This window comes from Chryseobacterium hilariae (genome assembly GCF_051400735.1).
Taxonomy (GTDB): domain Bacteria; phylum Bacteroidota; class Bacteroidia; order Flavobacteriales; family Weeksellaceae; genus Chryseobacterium.
This window is the reverse complement of the sequence record NZ_JBLFFJ010000001.1, coordinates 582194-607268: the sequence shown is the minus strand read 5'-3', so window position 1 is coordinate 607268 and position 25075 is coordinate 582194. Positions and strand designations below refer to the sequence as shown.

General features: G+C 36.1%; 22 protein-coding genes. 16 read left to right on the top strand and 6 right to left on the bottom strand.

The window, feature by feature from the left end; translation table 11 throughout:
* Positions 1-68: 68 nt before the first annotated feature.
* The gene (locus ACMGDK_RS02935) at positions 69-1607 is read right to left on the bottom strand and encodes a phage tail-like protein (protein ID WP_436806556.1); all 1539 of its coding nucleotides are present in this window, start codon (positions 1605-1607) and stop codon (positions 69-71) included.
* Positions 1608-2439: 832 nt separating this feature from the next.
* Between ACMGDK_RS02935 and ACMGDK_RS02930 the strand changes: the two genes are divergently transcribed.
* From ACMGDK_RS02930 to ACMGDK_RS02895, 8 genes are all read left to right on the top strand, one after another.
* Positions 2440-2880: a hypothetical protein gene (locus ACMGDK_RS02930; protein WP_436806555.1), complete on the top strand. Its 441-nt coding sequence runs from the start codon at positions 2440-2442 to the stop codon at positions 2878-2880.
* 272 nt (positions 2881-3152) lie between these two features.
* Positions 3153-4499, top strand: a complete 1347-nt coding sequence (locus tag ACMGDK_RS02925; protein ID WP_436806554.1) for a LuxR C-terminal-related transcriptional regulator — start codon at positions 3153-3155, stop codon at positions 4497-4499.
* A 500-nt stretch (positions 4500-4999) separates the two neighbouring features.
* Positions 5000-6040: a hypothetical protein gene (locus ACMGDK_RS02920; protein WP_436806553.1), complete on the top strand. Its 1041-nt coding sequence runs from the start codon at positions 5000-5002 to the stop codon at positions 6038-6040.
* Positions 6041-6153: 113 nt separating this feature from the next.
* Positions 6154-6669, top strand: a complete 516-nt coding sequence (locus ACMGDK_RS02915; protein ID WP_436806552.1) for a hypothetical protein — start codon at positions 6154-6156, stop codon at positions 6667-6669.
* Positions 6670-6721: 52 nt separating this feature from the next.
* Positions 6722-7735, top strand: a complete 1014-nt coding sequence (locus ACMGDK_RS02910; RefSeq protein ID WP_436806551.1) for a DUF4421 family protein — start codon at positions 6722-6724, stop codon at positions 7733-7735.
* 303 nt (positions 7736-8038) lie between these two features.
* Entirely contained in the window at positions 8039-8797 is a 759-nt protein-coding gene (locus ACMGDK_RS02905; protein WP_436806550.1) for an aspartate/glutamate racemase family protein, read from the top strand.
* 37 nt (positions 8798-8834) lie between these two features.
* The gene (locus tag ACMGDK_RS02900) at positions 8835-9473 is read left to right on the top strand and encodes a BPSS1187 family protein (protein WP_436806549.1); all 639 of its coding nucleotides are present in this window, start codon (positions 8835-8837) and stop codon (positions 9471-9473) included.
* The gene (locus ACMGDK_RS02895) at positions 9458-9772 is read left to right on the top strand and encodes a hypothetical protein (RefSeq protein ID WP_436806548.1); all 315 of its coding nucleotides are present in this window, start codon (positions 9458-9460) and stop codon (positions 9770-9772) included. Before ACMGDK_RS02900 ends, ACMGDK_RS02895 begins: the two co-directional genes overlap by 16 nt.
* 694 nt (positions 9773-10466) lie before the next feature.
* Here ACMGDK_RS02895 and ACMGDK_RS02890 read toward each other — a convergent pair.
* Together ACMGDK_RS02890 and ACMGDK_RS02885 are read right to left on the bottom strand one after the other, a co-directional pair.
* Positions 10467-11000 carry a phage tail-like protein gene (locus tag ACMGDK_RS02890; RefSeq protein WP_436806547.1) on the bottom strand — a complete coding sequence of 178 codons (534 nt, stop codon included), beginning with the start codon at positions 10998-11000 and terminating at the stop codon, positions 10467-10469.
* A gap of 21 nt (positions 11001-11021) precedes the next feature.
* Positions 11022-14708, bottom strand: a complete 3687-nt coding sequence (locus ACMGDK_RS02885) for a DUF6923 family protein (protein ID WP_436806546.1) — start codon at positions 14706-14708, stop codon at positions 11022-11024.
* 575 nt (positions 14709-15283) lie between these two features.
* Between ACMGDK_RS02885 and ACMGDK_RS02880 the strand changes: the two genes are divergently transcribed.
* Positions 15284-16108, top strand: a complete 825-nt coding sequence (locus tag ACMGDK_RS02880; RefSeq protein WP_436806545.1) for a helix-turn-helix domain-containing protein — start codon at positions 15284-15286, stop codon at positions 16106-16108.
* 174 nt (positions 16109-16282) lie between these two features.
* Here ACMGDK_RS02880 and ACMGDK_RS02875 read toward each other — a convergent pair whose 3' ends face one another.
* The gene (locus ACMGDK_RS02875; protein ID WP_436806544.1) at positions 16283-17038 is read right to left on the bottom strand and encodes an SDR family oxidoreductase; all 756 of its coding nucleotides are present in this window, start codon (positions 17036-17038) and stop codon (positions 16283-16285) included.
* A 263-nt stretch (positions 17039-17301) separates the two neighbouring features.
* Between ACMGDK_RS02875 and ACMGDK_RS02870 the strand changes: the two genes are divergently transcribed.
* Positions 17302-17478, top strand: coding sequence for a hypothetical protein (locus ACMGDK_RS02870; RefSeq protein ID WP_436806543.1), 177 nt, complete (start codon positions 17302-17304; stop codon positions 17476-17478).
* Positions 17479-17619: 141 nt separating this feature from the next.
* Here the strand turns inward: ACMGDK_RS02870 and ACMGDK_RS02865 are convergent, their stop codons facing one another.
* Positions 17620-18303, bottom strand: coding sequence for a hypothetical protein (locus tag ACMGDK_RS02865; protein ID WP_436806542.1), 684 nt, complete (start codon positions 18301-18303; stop codon positions 17620-17622).
* Positions 18304-18705: 402 nt separating this feature from the next.
* Here ACMGDK_RS02865 and ACMGDK_RS02860 point away from each other — a divergent pair, with 402 nt between their 5' ends.
* On the top strand, positions 18706-19074 hold the full coding sequence (locus tag ACMGDK_RS02860) for a hypothetical protein (protein ID WP_436806541.1): 369 nt from the start codon (positions 18706-18708) through the stop codon (positions 19072-19074).
* A 16-nt stretch (positions 19075-19090) separates the two neighbouring features.
* Here ACMGDK_RS02860 and ACMGDK_RS02855 read toward each other — a convergent pair whose 3' ends face one another.
* Complete coding sequence (locus ACMGDK_RS02855; protein WP_436806540.1) at positions 19091-19756, bottom strand: hypothetical protein; 666 nt, start codon at positions 19754-19756, stop codon at positions 19091-19093.
* Between the two features lie 153 nt (positions 19757-19909).
* On the opposite strand from ACMGDK_RS02855, the gene ACMGDK_RS02850 reads away from it, so the two are divergent.
* From ACMGDK_RS02850 to hisD, 5 genes are all read left to right on the top strand, one after another.
* Positions 19910-20482 (top strand): C40 family peptidase, encoded by a 573-nt coding sequence (locus ACMGDK_RS02850; RefSeq protein ID WP_436806539.1) that lies wholly within the window; start codon positions 19910-19912, stop codon positions 20480-20482.
* Between the two features lie 172 nt (positions 20483-20654).
* Positions 20655-21467, top strand: a complete 813-nt coding sequence (locus tag ACMGDK_RS02845; RefSeq protein WP_111953256.1) for a 2,3,4,5-tetrahydropyridine-2,6-dicarboxylate N-succinyltransferase — start codon at positions 20655-20657, stop codon at positions 21465-21467.
* A gap of 124 nt (positions 21468-21591) precedes the next feature.
* Positions 21592-22689: a glycosyltransferase family 4 protein gene (locus tag ACMGDK_RS02840; protein WP_436806538.1), complete on the top strand. Its 1098-nt coding sequence runs from the start codon at positions 21592-21594 to the stop codon at positions 22687-22689.
* Positions 22690-22939: 250 nt separating this feature from the next.
* Complete coding sequence (gene hisG, locus ACMGDK_RS02835; protein ID WP_436806537.1) at positions 22940-23797, top strand: ATP phosphoribosyltransferase; 858 nt, start codon at positions 22940-22942, stop codon at positions 23795-23797.
* Positions 23798-23799: 2 nt separating this feature from the next.
* Complete coding sequence (gene hisD / locus ACMGDK_RS02830) at positions 23800-25074, top strand: histidinol dehydrogenase (RefSeq protein WP_436806536.1); 1275 nt, start codon at positions 23800-23802, stop codon at positions 25072-25074.
* Position 25075: the final 1 nt, after the last annotated feature.

Genomic DNA, 25075 nt, shown 5'->3' with positions numbered 1-25075 from the left:
ATTTCGTCAAAATGCTCAAAAAAGCTTATTAATCCTGTGATTTTCAATAATTACAGGATTTTTTATTTTTAGATGGAATCTGCATAACCTCTATAATTAGGAGAATAGCTATTACTATTGGCAGAAGCAGGCGCGGCCGGCAAAACTTTCCATGTTGCCACTCCATTGGCATCGGATGTTAAAACCTTATCCGTACCTTGTGTTCCATCTGCGATTTTCAAAGCTCCGCTGGTGCTGGATTCGAGATGAAGTTTATTGGTAGGATTTGTGGTACCAATACCTACATTCCCGGCAGGAGTAATTGTCATTCTTACACCATTATCTGCCATCAGATTCAGATTATTTGGAGTAGTGGTCCCTACATAACCTGCTCCTGCTCCGATATACGTTTTCAGATTAACCGTACCATTGGTATGATTTAAACCGAAACTATTATCAGGTGTACTGATGGTAAGTTTAGTATCTGGTGTTGTGGTACCGAGACCTACACGATGAAGGGCTGCATCCACTGAGAAGGTACTTCCATCTACAGAAAATGCATTGGTATGTGTCCCTGTAAATGCCAGGGTATTAGCTCCCTGTGTAACGGTACGGTTTCCTGTCAGGGTACCATCTGTGTTATAAATATTGGCAGAAGCAGGCGCGGCCGGCAAAACCTTCCATGTTGCCACTCCATTGGCATCGGATGTTAAAACCTTATCCGTACCTTGTGTTCCATCTGCAATTTTCAAAGCTCCGCTGGTGCTGGATTCGAGATGAAGCTTATTGGTAGGACTTGTGGTACCAATACCTATATTTCCTGAGGATTTGATAGTCATTCTTGGCGCAAAATCTGTAGCATTTCTGGTGAAAAACTGTAAACCGGCATAACTGTTGACTGCATCACGGTCAATACCTGTAATGCTAGCCCCCGAAAGACCTGTTTCAGATGTTGATGGAATGAAACCCAACTCAGCAAACTGGCCGCCTGTGCTATTTAAATTATACAGAGTAATATTTCTTGATACTCCTTGTCCGCATGGAGTTCCACAGTTTTCAATTCCCGCGGAAATGGTATTGGTTGTAGCTCCCGGGTTATTTTGAACCGATAGGGAAGAAGAAGGAGCTGTGGTACCAATTCCCACTCTGCTATTGGCGGCATCCACTGAAAGATTTTTCCCATTTACAGAAAATGCATTGGTCTGTGTCCCTGTAAATGCAAGTCTATTAGCCCCCTGCGTAACGGTACGGTTTCCGGTAAGAGTTCCGTCCGAATTGTAGATATTGGCAGTTACAGCATTTGCAGGATTATGCAGCTTTACCCAAGCTGTTCCATTGTAATAATAATATCCTACAGCATCAATATTTATAGCTGTTCCGGTTTGCGTTCCCGTGCTTATGCTGTTTACATAGATTAGTGTTGACACTGGAACTCCGTTCATACTCTGAGTTCTTTGCCTGTCCACTCTGGGAACAAGCAGGTCTTCTACTGCTGAAGCTGTACCTGTGCTATTTTTAGCTGTTACGTCAAGTGTTGCTGCCGGGGTTGGGGTATTAATTCCCACCTGTGATTTTGCCACCTGTGAAAACATGGTAAGCATGCCTGCTAGTAATAAATTTTTTTTCATAATGTATCAATAAATAATTAGAAATTACTTCATATAGATATTTTGTGTTTTAATTAAATGGTCTGTCAGTTACTGTTGTATATTGTTCAACTTTAAACATAGAAGCTGGTCTTTCATATTACTTTCCTTAAGCTTAAATGAGGCGCAAATATAACACTTATTGAAGGTTTTAATTTAAAACAGAATGCCTCATACATACATCATATATACATCATTAATGATGAAAATGAATATTTTATGAAAAAAGTCTTAATAAAATAAATCACAAATAGATGAGAAAAAAATAAAAATACCTGAATAGCTGGTTTATGCCTTAAATAAATCAATTTTAAAGATGCCTGAGCATTTATTCTTGCTTCCATTCGTGAATAGGACCGTCAGAACAACCAGTCGGTCTTTGAAACAATTGCAAACAGTAAGGGGAATCAACAGTATTTTAATTATAATCTTCTGCATTAACATTAATCTTAAATTTTACTGATATTACTTTATAAGCTCTTCGTATTTCGTAGAAGAGGATTTGAGCATCTTTGCCAGATGGAAAATTTAGTATACTTTATTGTAGTAGGTGTCAGTAAAGCATGCATTTAAAATCTTAATGGACAAAATGAATAAACGATCTAAATATCTATACACTTAACATGTGTTTTTTTAGCTATAAAGTATTTTAAAGACTGCCAATCTGTATGGATGTTGTATTTATGATGTATGTATTTGTTGTTTATTTTCCTGCTTTTTTATTAATATTGCCTGAAGTAACACAAACATTTCACATATACATGAGAAAATAGTCTTAATCTATTTTATTAAGTATATTAAATAACACAAACACATGAAAAAAGCATTTTTTTTACTTTTTATTATTTTTATTCATTCTTGTCAGACCAATAAAAATAATTCTACCTCAGTAATGCCTTATAAAACGGCACAGCACTATTTTATAAAAAACAATCTTCAGATAAATGAATTTGTAGAAAAAGTAATAACCAATCAGGTTGAGTTTAACGAACTTTTTGGTGAGGCAGCTTTTATGGGAAAAGGCGGAAAGCCAACCCCTATAGATTTTTCAAAAGAAAATGTAATTGTCCTGATCCATCCCAAAACCGACAGAGCCGTTGAAATAATTCCTGTAAAACTTGAGAAAACCCAAACGGGTGAAGCCATTTGTCACTATCAGGTAAAAAATGGAGAAAAAAAATCTTTTGCTACCATTCCAAAACTAATGATCATTGTCGATAAAAATGTAGAAAAAGTAACGTTCAAAAAGGAATAATTATTTTAAAAATAAATTGTTAGGTATAAAGTGTTTTCTATGTCAATTTTGTAATATTTTATACATTTAACCTAGCTAAAGTGTTGTAATTGAGAGATATGTTGGGTTTATCTCAATTCTTTATTATCTTTATGTAATTATTTATCATGATTCTTTTTTTTAAAAAAACCAATATAATATTTTGTTTTTCTTTCATAATCTGTTGTTCCAAATTATTTTCACAACAATATACCGAAAGAGATATTGATTCTCTATTGATAAAAACGAACGAAGTGCTTCGAACAAGGATACCTGATAGAGATCTCATCCTTTGGAATAAAAAAATTATAAAATCAGCAGTTGACATTGGCTACCGAAACGGAGAGGCAATGGGATATGTGAATATTGCGAACCGGTATTTATTTGAAGGAGATACCCAAAAAAGTCTGGAATATTTAGACAAAGCATCAGATATATCTAAAGGAAGTGAGGATGATTTTCTTTCCGGTAAACTGTATCAGGAGTACTCCCAGATTTATCATAAAATGAACCTCAGCAGCCTGGCTCTGGATTACAGTTCGAAAGCTATGCATTATGCTTTAAAATTAAGAAAAGATAACCGTGACTGCCGCTTATTTTTACGCTATGTTTATTCAACCAGAGCCGTTTCTATGCATGCTGTTAATAGGCCTGACTCTGCACTTATCTATCTTCATAAAGCGATTAAAATAGAGCCTAATCCGCTAGATATGGCTAATACTGGGAAGCATCATATTTTTTACACTAAGAAACCTGATTCTGCTGAATATTACTTCCGGAAAGCTTTTGATCTTTTGAAGACTAAAAATTTTAAGCATAACAAATATCAGAGAGCTGTTGTTTTGCGTAGTTATGGATTATTCCTGCAAAGTCAGAAAAAAAACAATGAAGCGATCATAGCCTTGAAACAATCAATTGAGCTTGCAAAGCAGGTCAAAAGGCCGGTTCTTATGCTTGAAAGCTATAAAGAATTGTCCGCACTTTATAAAGAAGCAGGCAATCCTAATAAAGAAAATGAATACCTGAAAAAAGCAAATTCATTGAAAGACAGTCTGGACAATAACGAGACCCAGGCTATAGATCTTTCTATTACTAAACTGAATGAAGAAAAAGAAAAAATTCAGCTTGAAACTAAAAGCAACATAGCTTTGTGGTACGGAGGTATCTCATTACTATTGATTATTGCATTGACAATTTATTTTTATTTACGCATCATAAAAAAGAGAAAAAAACTTGCAGAAAGTAACAAAATAATTATTGAAATAGAAAAAGAAACAAAAAAATTAAGGAAGAAACTGAGTGAAAATTATGACAGTATCATACAGCTTGCCAGAGAAAACAATATTGATTTTTTTCCTAAATTTCAGGAAACATACCCAGAATTGTGTAATGAACTGCTAAAAATTAATCCTAACCTTTCCAAATCCGATCTATCCTTTTGCGCCATGATATGGCTTGGATTTTCTTCAAAGGAAATCGCTCAGTCTACCTCTATGGAACACAGATCCGTACAGACAAAAAAGTACAGGATACGAAAAAAACTGAATTTAGAAAGCGAGGTTGATCTGCATCATTTTTTCAGATCATTATCAGATACATAGATGTAGATTAGATAAATGTGAGATCTTTGATCTCACATTTATTGCAATTATTCATTTCCTTCTGAAAGCATTGTGACTGGGTTTAATATTTTCTTACACAAATTATTCGAATATTCTGTTGTTGCTTTTCACTTCCAAATATTTTCTAACTAAACACAACAACTATTCTTTCTATTTATTTCGTAGGTTTTGAGACAAATGTCAGAGTAAATAACAGCGATGTCGTTCAGTCAATTAACTTAGTCATTCTTTAGTATTGTTGCTTAACTTACTAAACGCAGGTGTTAATTTTTTTGTTGTATCATGAAGAGATAACCTCAAATGTATTGAGAACATTTCAGAAGCATGTTTAGTATGAATTATATTTATACTTCGAAAAGTCTGTAATATGTGTATAATGCATAAATGATGTACTTGATATGCATATGTGATGTAGGGATAATTTGCTAAACAGATCTCAAGTAGACTAATATTGTACTAACAAATGATTAGTTCCACAGATGATGAAAAAAAAATTATTATTAGCAGGTTTGTTTATTACCTTTTCCTTCATGGTAAAATCACAAGTTGGTGTTAATACGAGTCGTCCTCAGGGAGTATTTAATGTTGACGGGTTAAAAAATAATCCGTCAACAGGTACTCCAACTGCCGTTCAGGTTAAAGACGATTTAGTGATGACTTCCAACGGTAATGTGGGGCTTGGCCTTACAGCTCCCGGTACAACATTGGATGTAAACGGAGCGATTACCAACCGTGAAACCATATTAGCTGTTACGGGCAATGCAGTGTCTGTACCCATCAATGTGAGCCAGGTACAGCTTACCGGCACTGCTACGGCAACAATAACCATTAAAGCATTTGCCGCTCCTAACCCTGGTCAGCGTCTTATTGTATATAATAATACTAAAGGTGGATTTGGTGCAAAATTGGATGGAGTTACTGTTCCTAATGGTGAGGCATTGGAATTTGTTTTCAGTAATTCATACTGGAGATCTATCGTCGGAGGCAGCGATGGAGCACAAAATATTGGCGATGTTAAACCTAGCTTTTCAAAATCTGATCATAGCGGCTGGGTAAAATTGGATGGAAGACCAGTAGGTAATCTGACCAGTACCCAAAGAGCAGCGGCAAATTCTTTAGGTTTCTCATCATATATTCCTAATGCTACCAGCTCCTATTTAGTGCAGGACGGTACAAGATTGGGAAGTATAAATAGTAACAACTCACGTACAATATCAAGAAATCAACTGCCTAATTTTCAGTTATCCGGTACAACAAATTCAGTGGAACCTACTATAAAGTATGATATTATTAATAACAATGGTAAACCAGCAACTGATAACTATTCATATACTTTTTTAGCAGGAAAAATTGGTACGGGAACAAGAAATCGCGATAATGTGAATACTAATGCATTGCATCAGAATCCGCACTCCCATTCATTTACAACTAACAGTGTCAATGGAGGGGTAGCACAGCAGGCTATCAATATACAGCCTCAGAGTTTAAGTGTAAATATGTTTGTTTATCTAGGAAAATAAATAACTCAGTACCTTCAAAAAAGTGATAAATTTTTCAGTATCATGAGTATGATAGTATATTTCTCAAATTATAAAAAATAAGTTTAAAATAATAAAAAACAAAAAAATTAAATATGAAACCAATGATAAGCTCGTTTTTTCTGTCAGTTTTCCTGTTCTTAACAGGATTTACAAGTGCTTTTGCACAAAAAATTTCAGATGGCCAAACCAGTGACATTAATGGCATAAGTGTGTCTATAACAATTACCAGTAAAGAAACGGTTGAGATCAAAGGGAAAAACTATGAAAGGTATAAGGTAACTGCAACTGCTAAGAATAATTCAGGAAAGTCATTTTATAGCAGAGAAACCAGCTATCCGGAATATTTTAAAAAGGTAAAAGGTATTGAATTTAATTGTACTAATGCCACAGGGTTAAGATTAACGACAAAGCAATTAATGCTTAGGCCCCAAACACATACTGTAAAGGCTACCATACAAACCTATGATAATACTGGAAAGTCGGTAAGCAAAACCTACAATATCATAGCTGGTTATTATTTTGATCCGGAAGACACTTTACAAGGTAGTGAGATATTCATTGTTCCGGCAGGAGAGAAGCCCGATTTTTCTGTGGTAAATTCACTCTGATGTTTTGATTTGTAACCAAAATATTAATGACCACTTAACATACATAAAAACTATGAAATTTTTATACTTGTTCATATTTCTATGTTCCTTCACGGGCTATTCTCAAACTGAAAAGCCAAACAAGGAAAAGTTTGAAATAGACACTTCTTATATTAAAAGCTTTTCCGAAAAAGTGGTATTAAAGGCCAATGTAGATAATAAAATCAATGAATTTAATGTAAAAAACAATGATGTACTATTAAAATTTGTTCCTAATATAACCCATAAATACAATATATCTGTTGAATATGACTTTTTATCCCTTTCGATTGGTTTGCCGAAAAGCTGGACGGGTACTGAAACCGACAATCAAAAAAAAGGGCGAACACAAGGGTTTGACATTTCTTTTACCATTTTTAAAAATCATTGGATGCAATCTGTATATTACAATCAAACGAAAGGGTTTTATATTAAAAACACTCATGATCTTTTGCCATTTTGGACAGATGATTCACCTTACGTACAGTTTCCAGATTTTAAAGTCATGAAAGTTGGCGGAAGCACTTCTTATGTTATTAATGCAAAAAAATTATCTTTCAGAGCAGTAAATAATCAAACAGAAATGCAAAAAAAGAGCGCGGGCTCGTTTATTTTTACAGCGAACTATAATTATACCCAGCTTGATAATAAAGAGGAAAATCAGAAGAGCAATCAAAACAGGTACAACATAATTCCAGAAATATCTTACCAGTATAATTGGGTTTTACTAAACAAAAATCTGTTATTGTCTGGTAGGGCAGGAAGCGGATATGGCTTCAGCTATGCACAGGATAAATCCGGTCAAAATAAAAAAACTTACGGAACAGGGATTTTAGATTTAAATCTGAATTTAAGCCTTAACTATCAGTGGAAAAATTTCTTTGCTGGCATCCAACACCAGATCAATTTTCAGAACTATAAAGAAGACGGATTTAAAGTGAATTATACTCTGCAGTATTCTAATTTATATGTGGGATATAGATTTAATGCACCAAAAGTTTTACAGAAAAGCTCAGAATGGATTAAAAATAAAGTGGATTTTTTATAATTAATACTTAATTCATGAAAAAAAATAATATGATCATGCAATATAAATAAGGAGCTATAATTTTTTTGATTAATGTTTTGCTTATTTAAAATAAAATCGATTCACTTATTAATAGCCTTTTTAAATCTGAAAATGTTAAATATGAAGATTTCAAGCAAATTCCTCAGTATACTTAAAAATAGATAAGCTATAAGTGCATATTTACTTATGGAGTAAAATAGTAAGTTCTCGGAGAGTTATTTACAGTGAGACTTAACTCATTTTTCACCATAAAAGGATTGAATAGTTCTAAAAATTAAATTTATGAATAATTATAATAAAAGTTTTATAGATTCTTCTCAGAAGACTGTGCATCATCCCATTTTAAGGAAATTAGGCCTTATTGGAGGTCTTTCCTGGCATTCAACTGTAGAATATTACATTTATCTGAACCAAATAATCAATGATCATTTCAGTAATAATACAAACCCTCCACTTGTATTATTAAATCTTGATCAGAATCATATCCATGCATTACAACGATTAGATAATTGGGATATAATAGCAACGATGCTTATTGAGGCTTGTCACCAATTATATGAAGCCGGTGCATCTGCAGTTATTTTTTGTGCTAATACACCTCATAAAATGTATGAGGATGTACAGCAGCATAGCATGATTCCTATACTGCATATTGGTGATGCGATAGGAGTTGCCGTCAGGAGAAAAGGACTCCGCAAGGTTGGGCTTATTGGAACTATATTTACCATGGAGGAGCCATTTATTGCAAAAGTCTTAAAAGAGGGCTATGGTATTGATATGATTGTACCTGATAAAAAGGAAGACAGAAAAAAGCTTCACACAATTATACAAAAGGAACTGTCTCTCGGTATTTTAAAACCTGAAACAAAAAAATATGTCTTGGACCAGATACTACAACTGGAAGCAAGGGGAGCTGAAGGTATTATATTGGGGTGTACAGAATTTCCGCTTATTGTAGGACAAAATGATCTGGAGATCCCAATATTCAATACCACATTACTGCATGCTCAGATGGGGGCAGACTTTATCCTGGGAGTTTGATAATATTTTAATTTGTTTATTCTAAATTCTAAATACAATGAAAAAAAAGATTTTATTATCCACCATATCATTTATCTTGATGTTTATTATAAGTTCATCCGTAAATTTAACAGCACAGAAGATAAGCCCAGTTATTGATTTTTCTGGATATAAAATACTCAAGGTGAAACCCAGCGAAGCTGATCCGTCGGTGAAGAACTGGGACAGTGTGCACGTTGTATATTATGATAAGGGCATTAAAAATAATAAGGTACTGTTATGGCTTACAGGTACCAATGGGACGACTAATCATGTTCCAAAGGATTTTTTTAAAACAGCTTTGGATCAAGGGTATAGAATTATAGCACTCTCTTTTATTAGTTCACCCGGTGTTTCGCAGGTATGTGTGGGAGACTATCTAAATAAAAATGTTGACTGTGCGGCTGAATTTCGTAGAAAACGGATCTACGGTGATAATGTTTTCTTACAGATTCCGGATCAGTATCAAGATGCAATCATACCTCGTTTGATAAAGCTTTTACAGTATTTGACAAAAAATGATAAGGAAGGGTCATGGTCTCAATATCTAAATCAGACTACTGGTAAACCAGTTTGGAGCAAAATAGCGATAGCGGGACAGTCCCAGGGTGGAGGAATGGGCGAATTGCCCAGCATGAATCGGTGGCGAGAGTCCTGAGCTTTTCCGGAGGATGGGATTACAGTAATTCAAAAACGAAAAAAATTGCAGGCTGGTACTCTAAAAAATTCGTCACGCCACCTAAAAACGTTTATGCAACCTATCACGTGCAGGAAGCTGCTGCTGCACAGTTAGATGAAATTTGTAAAGCATTACATATACCTATGGATAATGTTTTTGCATTAGACAAACCTATTGAGAAACAAACGAAGAACAATAATAATCCGTATCATGTAGAGGGAATTAAGAATCCCGCTTATAAACCTATTTGGATAAAAATGCTTGGCTCGGGATTATAGAATTTAGAGAGAGCCAAGAAAGTCTTTAAAAAGAAGAAGCTTTTACCACTGTATTTTATCTGTTTTACTGATCAATAGAATTGATATTTAATACTGATAAATTTATCTGTGATGACTGGTACTAAGGTGTTTGGAATTTGTAAGTAAGGATTTGTATTTTTAGTTTTTACATTAAAACCAAAAAAGCTTCCTTAGAGGAAGCTCAAAAACATAATTAAAAAAGTTCCATAAAAATGGAAAGTATAAATATAATATTTAAAATAGAAAAAAATGGAATATTTGAATTTATTTAATTAAAATGAAATTTATATGCTTCCAAACGGCTATTTATATTTAGTAGCGGGAATTTTCTAATAAATAATATATTCAGTTTTAATATAAAAACTACTACAATTTATATATTTCCAAAGTATAAAAAACTAAAAAATAAGGATTTTATAAAAAATAGTAATAAGACAAAAATTTTTCATTTTTAAATATAATTTTTTCTAATACACAGGATTATTTTATATTTTGGATGATGAGAGATTACTTATGATGGTACCAAAAAAGCCAGCTATCCGGAGTATTTTAATAGAACGAGGTATTATTTTATTAATTCAACAGGATTAAAACGTATCAGAAGCTTACTTTTTAAAACAAATAAGCAACCTCATTTTGAGGCTGCTTATTCTGTTTTTTATCTGGTAATATGTTACTGTTTCCAGAAAGTCCAGACAGTGCCGTTATAAACAGCTAACTGTTTATTAAAAGTATCATACACCATCATACCCGGGGCAGGGTTGATGATATTAAGATGTGGGCTGGCAACTTTCGGTAATATCATTGCCTTATTGCTGTCTTCCAAAACCAAAATACCCGGAGTAGAGGTTGGGGTACCTATGGATGTTTTGGCGGCTGTGTTTTCTGTAGCTGTATTTTGGATAGTCACACCATCCACACTAGTCACCGGATCAACGGTAGTTCCCGAATTATTTACCGAGAGATCTTTCCAACCTGAAACATATTTTACCTTCACTTTTTTATCGCTAAGGTCATATGCCATTGTCCCGTTCACAACACCTGTTACAGCTCCCGTTGAAGTTACCCAGGGTAATATTATTCCCCGGTTAGCAGTTCCAAAATCCAATGAAGCGGATGGAGATGAAACGGCTGTTTTACCTATGGCAACCTGGGAAAAAACAATCCCAGAAAATAGAGTCAATATAATTACAAATATATTTTTCATTTTGAAGATATTAAATGTTAATTAATTAGTAGGACAAGTTTGGGTATTAAAGCATGCCCATCCGGCAGCAGTTCCATTAGTGTTGACCTGTAAACAATCCAGGGTAATATTATAGACCATCATTCCTTCTACGAGATTAGCAGCCGGAATAGCAGTAATCTGTGCCGAAGTCAGCCTGTTGAGAACAAAGCCTTTCGTTTTGGCCTCAAGAGCAGTCCATGCGCCTTTTCTTACCATCGGCCAATTATTGCCTCCTGTAGAAGCCCCTGCTCTTGCAAGGGAAGTAATTCCCATAGGAGTGTCTAAAGCAGTTCCTGCTGTCACCGCCGGCTTGTAACATACTGCCTGGGTATTAGTATCTGTTGCCGTATTATTGGTATTATTGACTTCAGTTATATTAGACGGAGGAGTAATGGTTACTGTATTAACAAGGTTTCCAGAATAGGCAAGAGGTATATTTACCACAACTGTATACGTTACAGTACCTCCAACAGGAAGGCTTACCAGATCATTTATTGCTCCTGATTGCGTTCCTGATACGGAGGTAGTGGCACCACCTGCTGCAATTGCAGTATAACTGACATTCGCAGGTGGAATTCCTGAAGGTACAGGATCTGAAACAGTAGCGCCCAGAACTCCAAACGGACCACTGTTACTTGCCGTTATAGTATAAGTGGTAGTGGTACCGGGAGCATATGTAGAAACTCCATCTGTTTTAGTTACGCCAAGATCAGCACTAAAAGCTATAGCGGTAGAAACACAATGCGCACCATCATTTCCGGAACTTGGAGGCGCATTTGAGATGAGAACCCTCTGTCCTGTGGTAAGATTAAACTGATAGAATCCTCCTGCATTATCAACCCCAAACATTTCACTTGTGCTGGAAGCAAACATGGCTCCAAAATTAACAGCTCCAGGCGTAATTCCTATTGGAACCACAGTTCCAGTAGTCGGATTAACAGACACAAGCTGTCCATTAGTTGAGTTAACACCATACAGCAGTCCGGTAGTTATGCTATATGCCATATCGGGTAAATTAACACTTGCTGAAAGTGTAATCAATGTAGCGGTTAACGTTGTAAGATTTATTCTGTAAATCTGGTTATTATTGGTATTTAATTTTACATAGTAGTTCCCCAGATTATCTATTTCTCCGGCGTTGTATATAACTGCACCAGGCAACCCTGTTACCGTTCCGAGCGTATTATAGGTTCCATTGGCATTGATACGAATAATCGTATTAGAGCTGGCAAGCATTCCGTACATAAAACCATCCAGCGGATTAATGCCTATCGCATTATAATTTGTAGCGGAAGCGGGGCCGATCTGTGTATAGGTAAACGGATTGGTAGTAGTATCTACATTATATAAAGTATTTAATTGAGAAAGGTACATATTGGTAGTACACCCGAATCCTGTTAAACACTGAGTATCCTGAATCGCCGAATTAGCTGAAGTCCCGGCTCCTTGTCCCTGATCCGCGCCTACATCTGCAGCTCCACCAGAATTTACGATTACGGGTACCCCTTGGGCATCAACAGCTCCTGCAATGCTTCCATTTGGATTTAGCTGTGCAGTAGCTACATTTTCATCCCCTTCAAGGGAATCGTAACAGCCATCTCCATCAGAATCCAGATCCAGATAATCCGGTGTTCCATCTCCGTCTGTATCTCTATGGTTACAGAAGGTAATTGTATTCTGTGAAATAGTTATTAGTCCTCTGTCACCAGCATTCCCGGCACCTGTGCCTGCTGTACTGGTAAATGCTGTGTAATTCCATGTATAGGTATTACCATAATTTATCCCAAAAGGTAATGTTGCAGCGCCAGCCCCTGTATTGGTAGTATTCTGGAGCTGCATCCTTGAATAATATCCGCTTCCCAGGACCGCTCCGGAATTGGAGGCATTGAAAGATGAAAATAAATTGAGTGCAGTATTGCTGCTATAAGAAGAAGTTCCCGTTACTGTAGGTAAACTGCCTATGGTAGTGGTGAAATTCCCCAATTGGGTAATTCTATTGGTGCTCAGCAGATATCTAAACCATGAATCTGGTGTATTTGGTGATGCACCACTCTGATCTTCAGTAGTCGTATTATTAGTAGGTAAACCTGTATACAGAGAAGTCATATTAGGAAGTATCCTGAATTCAGTTGTTGAAGTATTGAATACGCTCCAGGTATGATTTTGTGCATTAACCGTATTGTTAAAGTCCGAATAGGCGAAAGGAACATTAAAACTACTTCCTAATGATGCCACTGCAGGGCCGGAAGTTAGGGCATATACCAGATTAAAGCTTCCGCCGTTAATACCTATGGTAGCTCCTGCCAGGGTGCTGGCCATGTTCAGAGTATAGACACTTTGAGATGTACAATAACCTTCAGCCGTATCTAAAATACCGTCATTATCATCATCCAGATCCAGGGTATTGTCAATTCCATCACCATCTGTATCCGTAATAACCGGCGTTGGTGTTACACTGGCAGTATTATTTGTAGTGTCAGGATCCAGAAGGTCTCCTGAAATAGTAGCTGTGTTTACATAGCTACCTGAGCTTTTTACAGTAGCATTGACTTGTAAAGTAGCACTTGCACCAGCATTTAGATTTCCTATAGTCCAGACTCCGGTGCCACTATTATAAGTTCCTGTGGAGGTTGTAGAACTAACATAAGTATATCCAGAGGGAAGAAGATCATTTACGGTCACATTGGTATTATTGGAAGCTCCTAAGTTACTTGCAGTAACAGTAAAACTAATGTCACTTCCTGCAGGCGGGGTAGAGTTATTTACTGTTTTTGTAACTCCTAAGTTCGATTCTGAAGCAGTTACCCCCAACATATATCCATCTCCTGCTGTATTTGTTGTTCCATGCCAGTTAGTACCTGTATTTGCGGCCGCTCCTCGTGTAAATATTCTTAAGGTTATTGTTGTTATACCTGTACCTGATATTAATACGGTTCCCCTGGACGCATTTGCAGCTGCACCATCAGGAGTTGTAGCTGAATTTAGTATCTGAGTAGGCGTGACATTCAAAAGTGCTGTACCCGATATCTTTGAAAACGATACCGGTACATTGGAAGATACATAATCAAATTCTGCAGTATAAGATTGCCCATTGGACTGCCCGCCTAATGCATTAACCTGTAAATATGGATTGTTAACCGGCCTACTGAAGGTAAGAGTTAAATCCGCCATTTGCCAGCGTTGATTTGTCGCTCTTCCAGCAACGGTCAGCGGTTGAACATTGGTGGAGAAATTGACAGCTCTGTTTGTTGTAATATCAATCCCAGTCCCTACCGGTGCACCACTGCTCGTAAAAGGAGTATTAACAGTTGTACTTCCGAAAGCATTCATTAATGTTAGAATAGGTTCCGCCGGATATCCCATGAACACAACTCCGTTATAGCCTGTAAAATTAGTTTGTGTATACTGTTGATTACTCATAGTATAAGTAACATTAAAGGCTGTGGGATTTGCATAAGTAGCATAAGTACTGCCAGTAGGGTTGTCCGTATTATTCCGCAGCCTAATTACAGTACTGCCTACAACATTTGTTACATTGGCAGTGGGGTTGCTGTCGCCTGCGGTCATCTCTAAGGAAGGAGATTGAGCTTTTAAACAAACAGTGGATAATATCACTATCAGTAAAAAAAGCCCGCTCTTAATGGCTTCCTGGTCTTTGGTGACTTTAGAAAATAAGCTTTTTATCATAATTTATATTTTATTATACTAAAATAATAATAATAGTTTATAAAAAAGACAAGTATTTAGTTAATTTTTATTGAAATTTTAAAAAACATGAAGATTGTTAAATAAATTGGGTATTTATTTCATTTTTAATAAAATGCTCATGAACTTATCAGCCTAAGAAAAAGTCCAGACGATGCTGGTTATTGATGATTATACTGATAGGTAAATGTTTAATGATTATTTATTTAATTTTTCAGAAATTCCTCACTTGCATTTTACCATTCTTTAGACCTTTAAAAAGACAAAACTAATACTAGTTTTCAGTTTATCATTTTTCCTAAAGTAAAGAATTCATTCATTCGGAATTCTAACGATCAATGATATTAACGAAGGCATTTTACCAGGAGATAATGGCTATAAATGCCTCAACAGCCAATACCCGGAATATTCTTATAATGCTTTCAGAAGGAATAATTTTATCTTCACTGAACAGTAAAACAAAGAAAAAATAAGTAGCATTACTGGCTTTTAATTTATTAATTTTACAAACACATGTTTAACACGGAGAAGCTAACAATAATCTTTCATGTCCTAAAATGATAAAGGAATTTTCATACAAAAAATTTGGTAACCTGGAATTCAGCAAAAACTCAATTCAAAACGATTCTCTCACAACAATAAGTGAGCATATCAAAGTCTTGTTTATTCCTCAAAATGCTATTATTCAGGTGGATTTCCAAGAAATCGAAGTGAAAACCGATACCTTGTTATTCATTAATCCTCATGTCATTTTAAAGCCCTGTGAAACTATTGGAGGCCAGCTAATACATTTTAACCGAGACTTTTATTGTGTAGAAATCCATGATCAGGAAGTGGCGTGCGATGGTATATTGTACAATAATGTGTTTGAAATCCCTTTTATAAATTTAAACGAAGAACAATCCGCTGAGATTCAAAAGATCATTAGGGATATTCAGTCTGAACTGAAAGATGGAGATTCCGGTACAGAAGAAATGTTAAGGACATTGCTAAAACTAATTATTCTGAAATCTACCCGTATCTGGAAACAGCAGAATCAATTATCGGACACGGACCAGCAGGCTGATGTTCAGTTTTTAAGAAAATTCAGCAAATTGGTGGAGCAGCATTATAAAACACTTCATACCGTTGCGGATTATGCGGATTTGCTGCATGTCACTCCAAAAAAATTGAGTAAAAAGATAGGATTAGTTAGCAAGGACACTCCAAATGAAATTATAAAAAACCGTATTATTCTTGAAAGTAAACGGCTTCTAGCATATACAACAATGAACGTGAAAGAAATTGCCTACAGTCTGAATTACGAAGACGATGCGTACTTTGTCCGCTTTTTTACAAAACATGTAGGGATATCACCCACCAGCTTCAGAAAACAGTTTTAAAAAAACTACCTTTTATATACCATACCCAATAAGGTACGATCTGTATAAATAGTTCAAAGCCGTAAGTAAAAGATTTGAATTAATATTTAATAAATTAGCAAAAATGCTAAAAAATGGATAACCGGATTTATAATCCAAATTATCCATTGTCTGATCTATAAAATGCTATCCGGTTTATCTTGTTGTATAACCTCCGTTTGCAAAAATGGTCTGTCCGGTGATCCACCAGCCATCAGTCACTAAAAATTCTACTAACGGAGCGATGTCATTAATATTCGTCAATCCGCCTAATGCTGATGCCGATTTGTGATAAGCCACTGCATCTTCACTTTCCTGTCCGTAAAAGAAAGGCGTATCCATTGGGCCAGGAGCAACAGCTGTTACAGAAATTCCTCTTGCTCCGAATTCTTTCGAAGCTGCTCTTGTAAAATGTTCTACCGGAGCCTTGGCACCTGCATAAGTAGAATACAAGCCCGTATAAGCAGCCAGCAATGAAGTTACAATAGTACAGATCTTGCCATTATCGTTTAACTTTTTACCGGCTTCCTGTAAAAAGAAATAAGCCGATTTGGAGTTGATTCCGAACATTTTGTCATATTCTTCTTCAGTAGTTTCTGTAAACGGTTTCTTCAAAACCATACCCACCGTGTTGATGGCAATATCAATACCTCCGAATTTAGCAACAGCTTCATCAAAAAATTTGGTTACATTTTCTACTTTGGTGAGATCACCCTGAAATAAAAATGCTTCCGCTCCTAAAGCCTGAACTTCAGATAACGTTTTTTCACTTTCTGCTCTTGAGCTTTCGCTGTTGTAATGTATAGCAAGCTTTGCCCCTTTAGCTGCGAAATCTTTGCTTAATAATCCACCAAGGTTTTTGCCACCTCCAGCAATTAATACAACTTTTCCCTGTAAATCATTTTTTGACATAATATTGTTTTTTAATTTTTATACTATACAAATGTGGTCATTTAGCTATCTCTAAACATGGTGAACTTTTCAGAAGTTGATAGAATTCCGAATTTATTTGACATGACAATCGAAAATCCAATCTGCAAATGCAGAAAATTTTACAAGAAGAATCTTTTTTAGCACCTCAAATACTAAAAATTAAAAGTTACATTCTGAGTTCTCTTTCGACATCGGTGGACTGAGAAGATGCTATTTCCTGGAAAGACATCACGAAAGTAGATATGGTTAGACTTGGAAAATACAAAACACTTAAAGCCATCATACATTATTCTGGCAGAAAACTGGAGCTCGATAATGGGTTCTATCTCAAAGTAAAGTTCAACAGGATTTTATTGCTTTTAGAAACGAAAATAACTCCGGAATTATTTACGGAACAATATCAGGATATCCCGCCGTAACATTAAATAATATATCGATTTAGTGATTATTGGCTGTCTTTGCAATGATCTATATTTTTTTAGAAACTAGAATTATGCATTCTCAAAAAAAATAGCCGCATAATAAAATACAGCTATTTTCTTTCTAAAAAAAAATGTTTACTAGTTACTTCTTGAGCGTGATATAGATAAGAGATAGACAAGATGAGCAAACATACTTCTTTTCACAGACTCTACTTTGATATCACCTGTTGTTTGGTTGATTGTGGTTACGAGATCTGCATTACATTGCCCGGAGAAGGATCCGCTTCCCAAATAGTTGGCCGCATTGGCAACAGGGTAGGAAATTCTGGGATAATCGGGGGCAACCTGCTCAGCGGCTGTTGTTCCGCCTACATAACCTTTATTATCAATAAAGCGCGCAGCCCAGGTTCCCAAAAACTGCCCGTTACCCGTATTAATGGTTTGCCCTACCACGATTTGAGTATCTATCGCCTTCGTAAAGCCTGAACATGAGCTATAATGATTCACACTAACCGTGCATGAAGAGGCATTATCAGTCGGTTGGAAACATTTTCCTTCATATACGGTCAGCCTTTGTTCAGTCGCAGACATAGAAGTGTTTAATAGGGCTTTCGGAGAGAAAATCTCTTCAGGTGAAACTAACGTTAAAACTCCCTGCGGGTCTGCTGCAACTATTTTTCTTTCCGCATTGGCCAATCCTCTGACCCTAACCAGTCCGTTGACATCCAGAGTGTGGGAGGGCGATGCAGTATTAATCCCTACCTGAGCTTCTAAACTGCCGGACAAAAAAACTACAGCAAAAAATACTATTCCTGTTTTCATGTTATTATTGATTTAATGGTTTTATTAGATTTTTCACTAAAGTAAGAAATATTTATAATTTTAGAACCAAATTTTATAAAAAATATTCTTAATAGAAAAAAGATAATTAAAGCATGAATCAATGGAATCAGTTACAATAGACAATATGATAATTTCACCCTGTTTTATATTATCCCGATTGACTTGTTTCCATTTGATAAATAATTGTATTTTAGCCAAAATATGCTCCTTATTCATAAAAATATAAACGGCTGATTAAAATTCAGATAATCTGAACGGAAAAAATTAGTAGATTTGCACGGGACAAGACAAAATAATAAAACTGATTCAGTTTTCTATTGATAAAGTAGAATATGAATAAATAATTATAAAATTTGATTAGCTTATAAACTATTAGAAACTATGAAGAAACTTTTTTTACTCCTTTTAACAGCTTTTTTATTTATCGGATGCAGCTCTGATGATGATACTATTTATGACTATATAGGAACATGGTCGGGAAAATACACCGGAAGCGATGATGGAACCTGGAACCTTGTGGTTGCCAGTGACGGAAAAGTAACCGGAACGATGCACTCTACAGTCAATGACGAAAATTATAACATTTCTGGAAATTTAACTGAAACCGGAGATCTTACTGCTGTAATCGGGCTTCCTTCCGATGGAGAATTCAAAGGAACCCTTTCAAGAGAAAAAAATGGAAACGGAAACTGGTCAAACGCTGTTCCTACACCGGCTAGATACGGAACCTGGACAGGAAACAAACAATAAACAGAAAGCCTGCAGATCAATCTGCAGGCTTTTTTATTTCAATAAATCCCATATGGGTAATTTCTTTCTTCTTTCTGAATACTAAAAAACAGAGCAGGAGGCCGGCATTTTGGAAATGCCTCTTAAAACGGATTTCTTCAGCATTCAACAAAAGCTTATCTTCAAAATATTCAGCAGAATAGACTTCCAAGTCAGGCTGTATAGTGATCATCACTGCTTCATCTGCTGAAAATTGATCAACTCCATTTACAATAATACTTTCCTTTTCTTCAAAGGCAAAAGTTTCACTACTGAAATTCTCTTTATTTCCAAATTTAAATTCCTTCAGGAGTGTCAGGCCTTGTTCAGTAAGAAGTCCGTTTTGTACAGTTCTTTTCCCCTTTTCGGAAATCATATCCAAATCTTTAATCGTCGTCATCAGCTTTGCAAATCTTTGGTAAAGCAAAGGTTCATCACATTCCTTAATATAGGTTTCAATACAGCTCCGTATCGTTTTACCAGCCTTCGAACAGTGTCCGAATTCAGAGCTGTTCTGCCTTACCTTTTCATAAGAAGGACTTTTTTTGAAAGCCGTTTTATTGAATCCACTTTTCTTCCGTACCACATTTTTACCATTCAGGCTGTAAAAAACCAGATCACCTACACTGCCTTTAATCTTTATCAAACTTTCGTACGTTGCCATATCACAAAATTGACTTCAAATATACTAATAAATATAAAGAAATATAATTTTAACATATATTTATTATATAGTTGTAGTATAGTTATATTATAATTAATATATAAAATGTATATTTGTACAATAATTAGTTACTTCATTTAAAATCAGATGACTATGATACCGGGATTATTTGAAAAAAACTTAAGAATAAAGCAGCTTTCCATTCTTATGATTGCCTCTGCTATTGCAGTTTCCTGTGGATCCTCAAAGAAGGTGTCTTCCAAAAAGAATACAGGAACAAAAACTGTTGTAAAAGCTGAAAATCTCAGGAAATTAGATTCTAAATTTGATGGGAATATCTCCAGATCTGTCAGTGATATCTTAAAGGATGCTGAAAAGTATCTCGGAACACCTTATAGATTCGGAGGAAATACATCTTCAGGTTTTGACTGTTCCGGGCTTACCGTAAAAGTTTTTGAAGAAAATGATTTCTCACTTCCACGCAGATCGACAGATCAGGCCGGTGCCGGAAAAAAAATCGATATCAAAGAAGTAAAGCCCGGAGATTTGCTTTTTTTTGCAACAGCCGGAGGAAGCAGGGTTTCCCATGTAGGCATCGTTCATGATATCGGGGCAGACGGAGAAGTGAAATTCATCCATGCTTCCACATCAAAAGGAGTGATTATCTCCTCATTGAACGAAAAATACTGGAATAAGGCTTATCTTCACGCTCAGAGAGTGTTATAAAGAGAGTGTTATAATAAGACTATTATCTGTGCATAAAAGTATAAATAAACAATAATTACAACAATGCAAGGTTTGTGACTTAACTTGTATACTATAACAATCTTTTGTACTTTTGGCCTTCAGAACTGTGGGAAGCTGCAGGGATAATTTATACTAAAATCAAACAAGAAACATGTCGTTACAACAAACTATTGAAAACATTTGGGATAATAGAGATTTATTACAGAACGAAGACAGCAAGAAAGCGATAAGAGAAGTTATTTCTTTATTGGATTCAGGAGAACTTCGTGTGGCTGAACCTACGGAAAACGGATGGCAGGTGAATGAATGGGTAAAGAAAGCCGTAGTAATGTATTTCCCGATTCAGAAGATGGAAACTATTGAAGTAGGTCCGTTTGAATTTCATGACAAAATTCCTTTGAAGAGAAATTATGCTGAAAAAGGAGTAAGAGTTGTGCCGCATGCCATTGCCAGAGAAGGATCTTTCGTTGCTTCAGGAGTGATTTTGATGCCGTCTTACGTAAATATCGGAGCTTATGTAGATTCAGGAACTATGGTAGATACCTGGGCAACAGTAGGAAGCTGTGCACAGATCGGTAAAAATGTTCACCTGAGTGGTGGTGTGGGTATCGGTGGAGTATTGGAGCCTTTACAGGCTGCTCCTGTTATCATTGAAGACGACTGTTTCATCGGCTCAAGATGTATCGTTGTAGAAGGTGTTCACGTAGAAAAAGAAGCGGTATTGGGTGCTAACGTTGTATTGACTGCTTCTACAAAAATCATTGACGTTACAGGTGATCAGCCTGTTGAAATCAAAGGAAGAGTTCCTGCCCGTTCAGTAGTCATTCCGGGAAGCTATACAAAACAGTATCCGGCTGGAGAATACCAGGTTCCATGTGCATTGATTATCGGCCAGAGAAAAGAATCTACAGATAAAAAAACATCCCTTAATGATGCTTTAAGAGAAAATAATGTAGCTGTATAAGCTGTGTATTCTCTAAATTTTGAAGTTTCATTTTAAAATTTATACAATAAACCCTGAATAGCCATTTAGGGTTTATTTTATTTATACCTTTAAACAGTTAAAAAAGCTTATTAAAAACTTTGATATGAAAATTGCCTTCGATGCAAAACGTTTTTTTCACAATACGTCCGGATTGGGCAATTATTCAAGAGACCTTGTCAGGATACTCTCTCAGTACTATCCTGAAAATGAATACCTGCTGCTGAACAAGAACAGTTCGGAAAGAGGCAAAGAAATCCTGGAGAAACCCAATGTCCGGTTTGTAGAAACCTCAAAGGGTAACCTTTCCCGTCAGCTTAAAATGGGAAAAGACGCCCAAAAACAGGGAGCAGATATATTTCATGGCCTTTCCGGTGAGCTTCCATTGAAATGGGGCAAAGAACCCATCAAAAAAATTGTAACAATCCATGATCTGATATTCATGAGATATCCGCAGTATTATTCCTTCTTTGACCGGAAAATACATCTTTGGAAATTTAAAAAAGCCGCCGCTTCCGCAGATAAGATTATTGCTATTTCAGAACAGACTAAAAAAGATATCATCACCTATTTGAAAGTCCCAGAAAGCAAAATTGAAGTTATTTATCAGGGATGCCACAAAGCTTTTAAAGAACAGCAATCATATGAATTTATACAGGAAGTAAGGAACAAGTTTAATCTTCCTGAACGATATATTTTAAACGTTGGAACCATTGAAGATCGCAAAAATCTTCTGAATGTTGTTAAAGGCATAAACGGAACAGATATTCCCTTAATTGTCGTTGGAAGAAAGACTAACTACTACAAAAAAGTAGAAGCATTTATCAGGAAAAACAAGATGGAAAAACAGGTGATTTTCCTGGAAGGGGTTTCCATGGATGAACTGGCTGTGATTTACAAACTGGCAGACATCTTTGTGTATCCAAGCTTTTTCGAGGGATTTGGGATTCCCGTAATAGAAGCCCTTTTTTCAAAGACAGTGACAATCACAAGCAATGCCAGCTGTCTGCCGGAAGCAGGAGGAAAAGACTCCGTTTACATCAATCCCGCCAATTATCTCGATATCGGTGCCAAGATAAAATTTCTCTGGGAAAATGAATCCGAAAGAAAACGCCGTGCAGAAAAGAGTTTCGAGTTTGTTCAGAAATTTAATGACGAACCCATTGCAACACAGCTGATGAATCTCTACAAAAAAAATCTGTAAAAAACTTTGCAGTTTAAAAATAAACCCTACATTTGTACCACAATTCAAACAATGAAACCTAATTTTTTAACACTTCATCATTACTATCATCATCTCTGCTAAGACGGAATTGGTTGATAGAAACATGTGTTAAAATCAAAAATAATTAAAACCGTCTGAGTAAACAGACGGTTTTTTTGTTTCCCGGATTCTTCCGGAAGTATCCAACAGATCAGTTTTCATTTACTCAGATTTATCTTAAAACAATACAATGAGTAAATTAAAAATTGCGATTCAGAAAAGCGGCCGGCTCTACGAAGATTCTCTTCAGCTCCTCAAAGACTGCGGTATTTTTATCAACAACGGGAAAGACCAGCTAAAAGTTTCCGTAGATAATTTTCCGATGGAGATCATGTATCTCAGAAACTCAGATATCCCACAATACCTGGAAGACGGAGTGGTAGATATTGCTGTCGTTGGTGAAAATCTTTTAGCAGAAAAACAGAAGAATATCCAGATTGTACAGAAGCTTGGATTCTCAAAATGCCGTGTTTCCTTAGCCGTTCCCAAAGATGTGGAAACCGATGAGCTATCTTACTTTCAGGGTAGAAAAATCGCCACTTCATATCCTAATACCCTTAAAAATTTCCTTGAAGAAAAAGGAATCACTTCCGACATCCATATTATTTCCGGTTCAGTGGAAATTGCCCCCAATATTGGATTGGCAGACGGAATCTGTGATATTGTAAGTTCCGGAAGCACCTTATTTAAAAACGGATTAAGGGAAACCGTCACGATTCTAAAATCAGAAGCTGTTTTAGCAAAGACCTCTTTGCTTGATACTCAAAAAGAAGCCATTCTGGATAAATTCCTGTTCAGAATTAAATCTGTCTTAAAAGCCAAAAATTCCAAATATATTCTCATGAATGTTCCTGATGATAAGATCAGCGCTATTGCCTCAGTTCTTCCCGTCCTGAAAAGTCCTACCGTTATTCCTTTGGCAGAAAAAGGATGGAGCAGCATTCATTCTGTGATTGACGAAGAAAGATTTTGGGACGTGATTGATGAACTGAAAGAAAACGGAGCCCAGGATATACTCATTATTCCAATTGATAAAATGGTGATTTAATTATGAAAATATACAGATATCCAGAGAGAAATACATGGCCTGATCTTGTAAAACGACCTGTTTTTGAACGAAAAGAAATATCCGGGTTTATTGCAGAAATATTCGAATCTGTCGAAAAAAATGGAGATCAGGCACTTATTGAATTCAATAAAAAATTTGATAAAGCAGTAACTCTACAAATTGCAGTTTCAGAAACCGAGCTGGACAAAGCAGAAAACGAAATTTCTGAAGATTTAAAGAAGGCTATTCAGCAGGCAAAAGAAAATATATCAAAATTCCATGCTTCCCAAATTGTAGAAGCAGAAAAAATTGAAACCGTAAAAGGAGTAACCTGCTGGAGAGAGAACCGCGCAGTTGAAAAAGTAGGAATCTATATTCCGGGAGGCACAGCACCTTTATTTTCAACAGTCCTCATGCTTGCAGTACCTGCAAATCTGGCAGGATGTGGAGAGATTGTTCTCTGTACACCACCCGATAATAACGGGAATATTAACCCGGCTATTCTGTTTACAGCAAAACTTTGCGGTATTACAAAAATCTTTAAAACCGGAGGAGCACAGGCCGTAGCAGCGATGGCTCTGGGAACAGAAAGTATCCCGAAAGTGTATAAAATTTTTGGACCCGGAAACCAATTTGTCGTTGCAGCAAAAGAATACGCACAGCGTTACGGTGTAGCGATTGATATGCCTGCGGGGCCCAGTGAAGTCCTTGTTATTGCAGACAGCAAGGCCGTTTCCGAGTTCTGTGCAGCAGATTTGTTGTCACAGGCAGAACACGGAAGTGACAGCCAGGTAGTTTTTATGACTACAGATTTTAAAATTTTCACCGCAACCATTGAAGCTGTGGAGAAACAGGTTAAAAAACTTCCAAGAAATGAAATGGCCGGTCACGCGTTGGATCACAGTCTTTTTATTCTGGTAAATTCCATTGATGAAGCCTTGGAATTCAGTAATCTCTACGCTCCGGAGCACCTTATCCTCGCATTGGAAGATTTTAATCGATATATACCAATGATTGACAATGCAGGATCTGTTTTCCTTGGGAATTATTCCTGTGAGAGTGCCGGAGATTATGCCAGCGGAACTAATCATACACTCCCTACCAATGCTTATGCAAAGAACTACAGCGGTGTATCTCTCGACAGCTTTGTTAAGAAAATCACCTTCCAGCATCTTTCTAAAGAAGGTCTGGAAAAAATAGGAAAAACAATAGAAATAATGGCAGAAGCCGAAGGTCTTATCGCCCACAAAAATGCAGTATCTATCAGATTAAAATAAT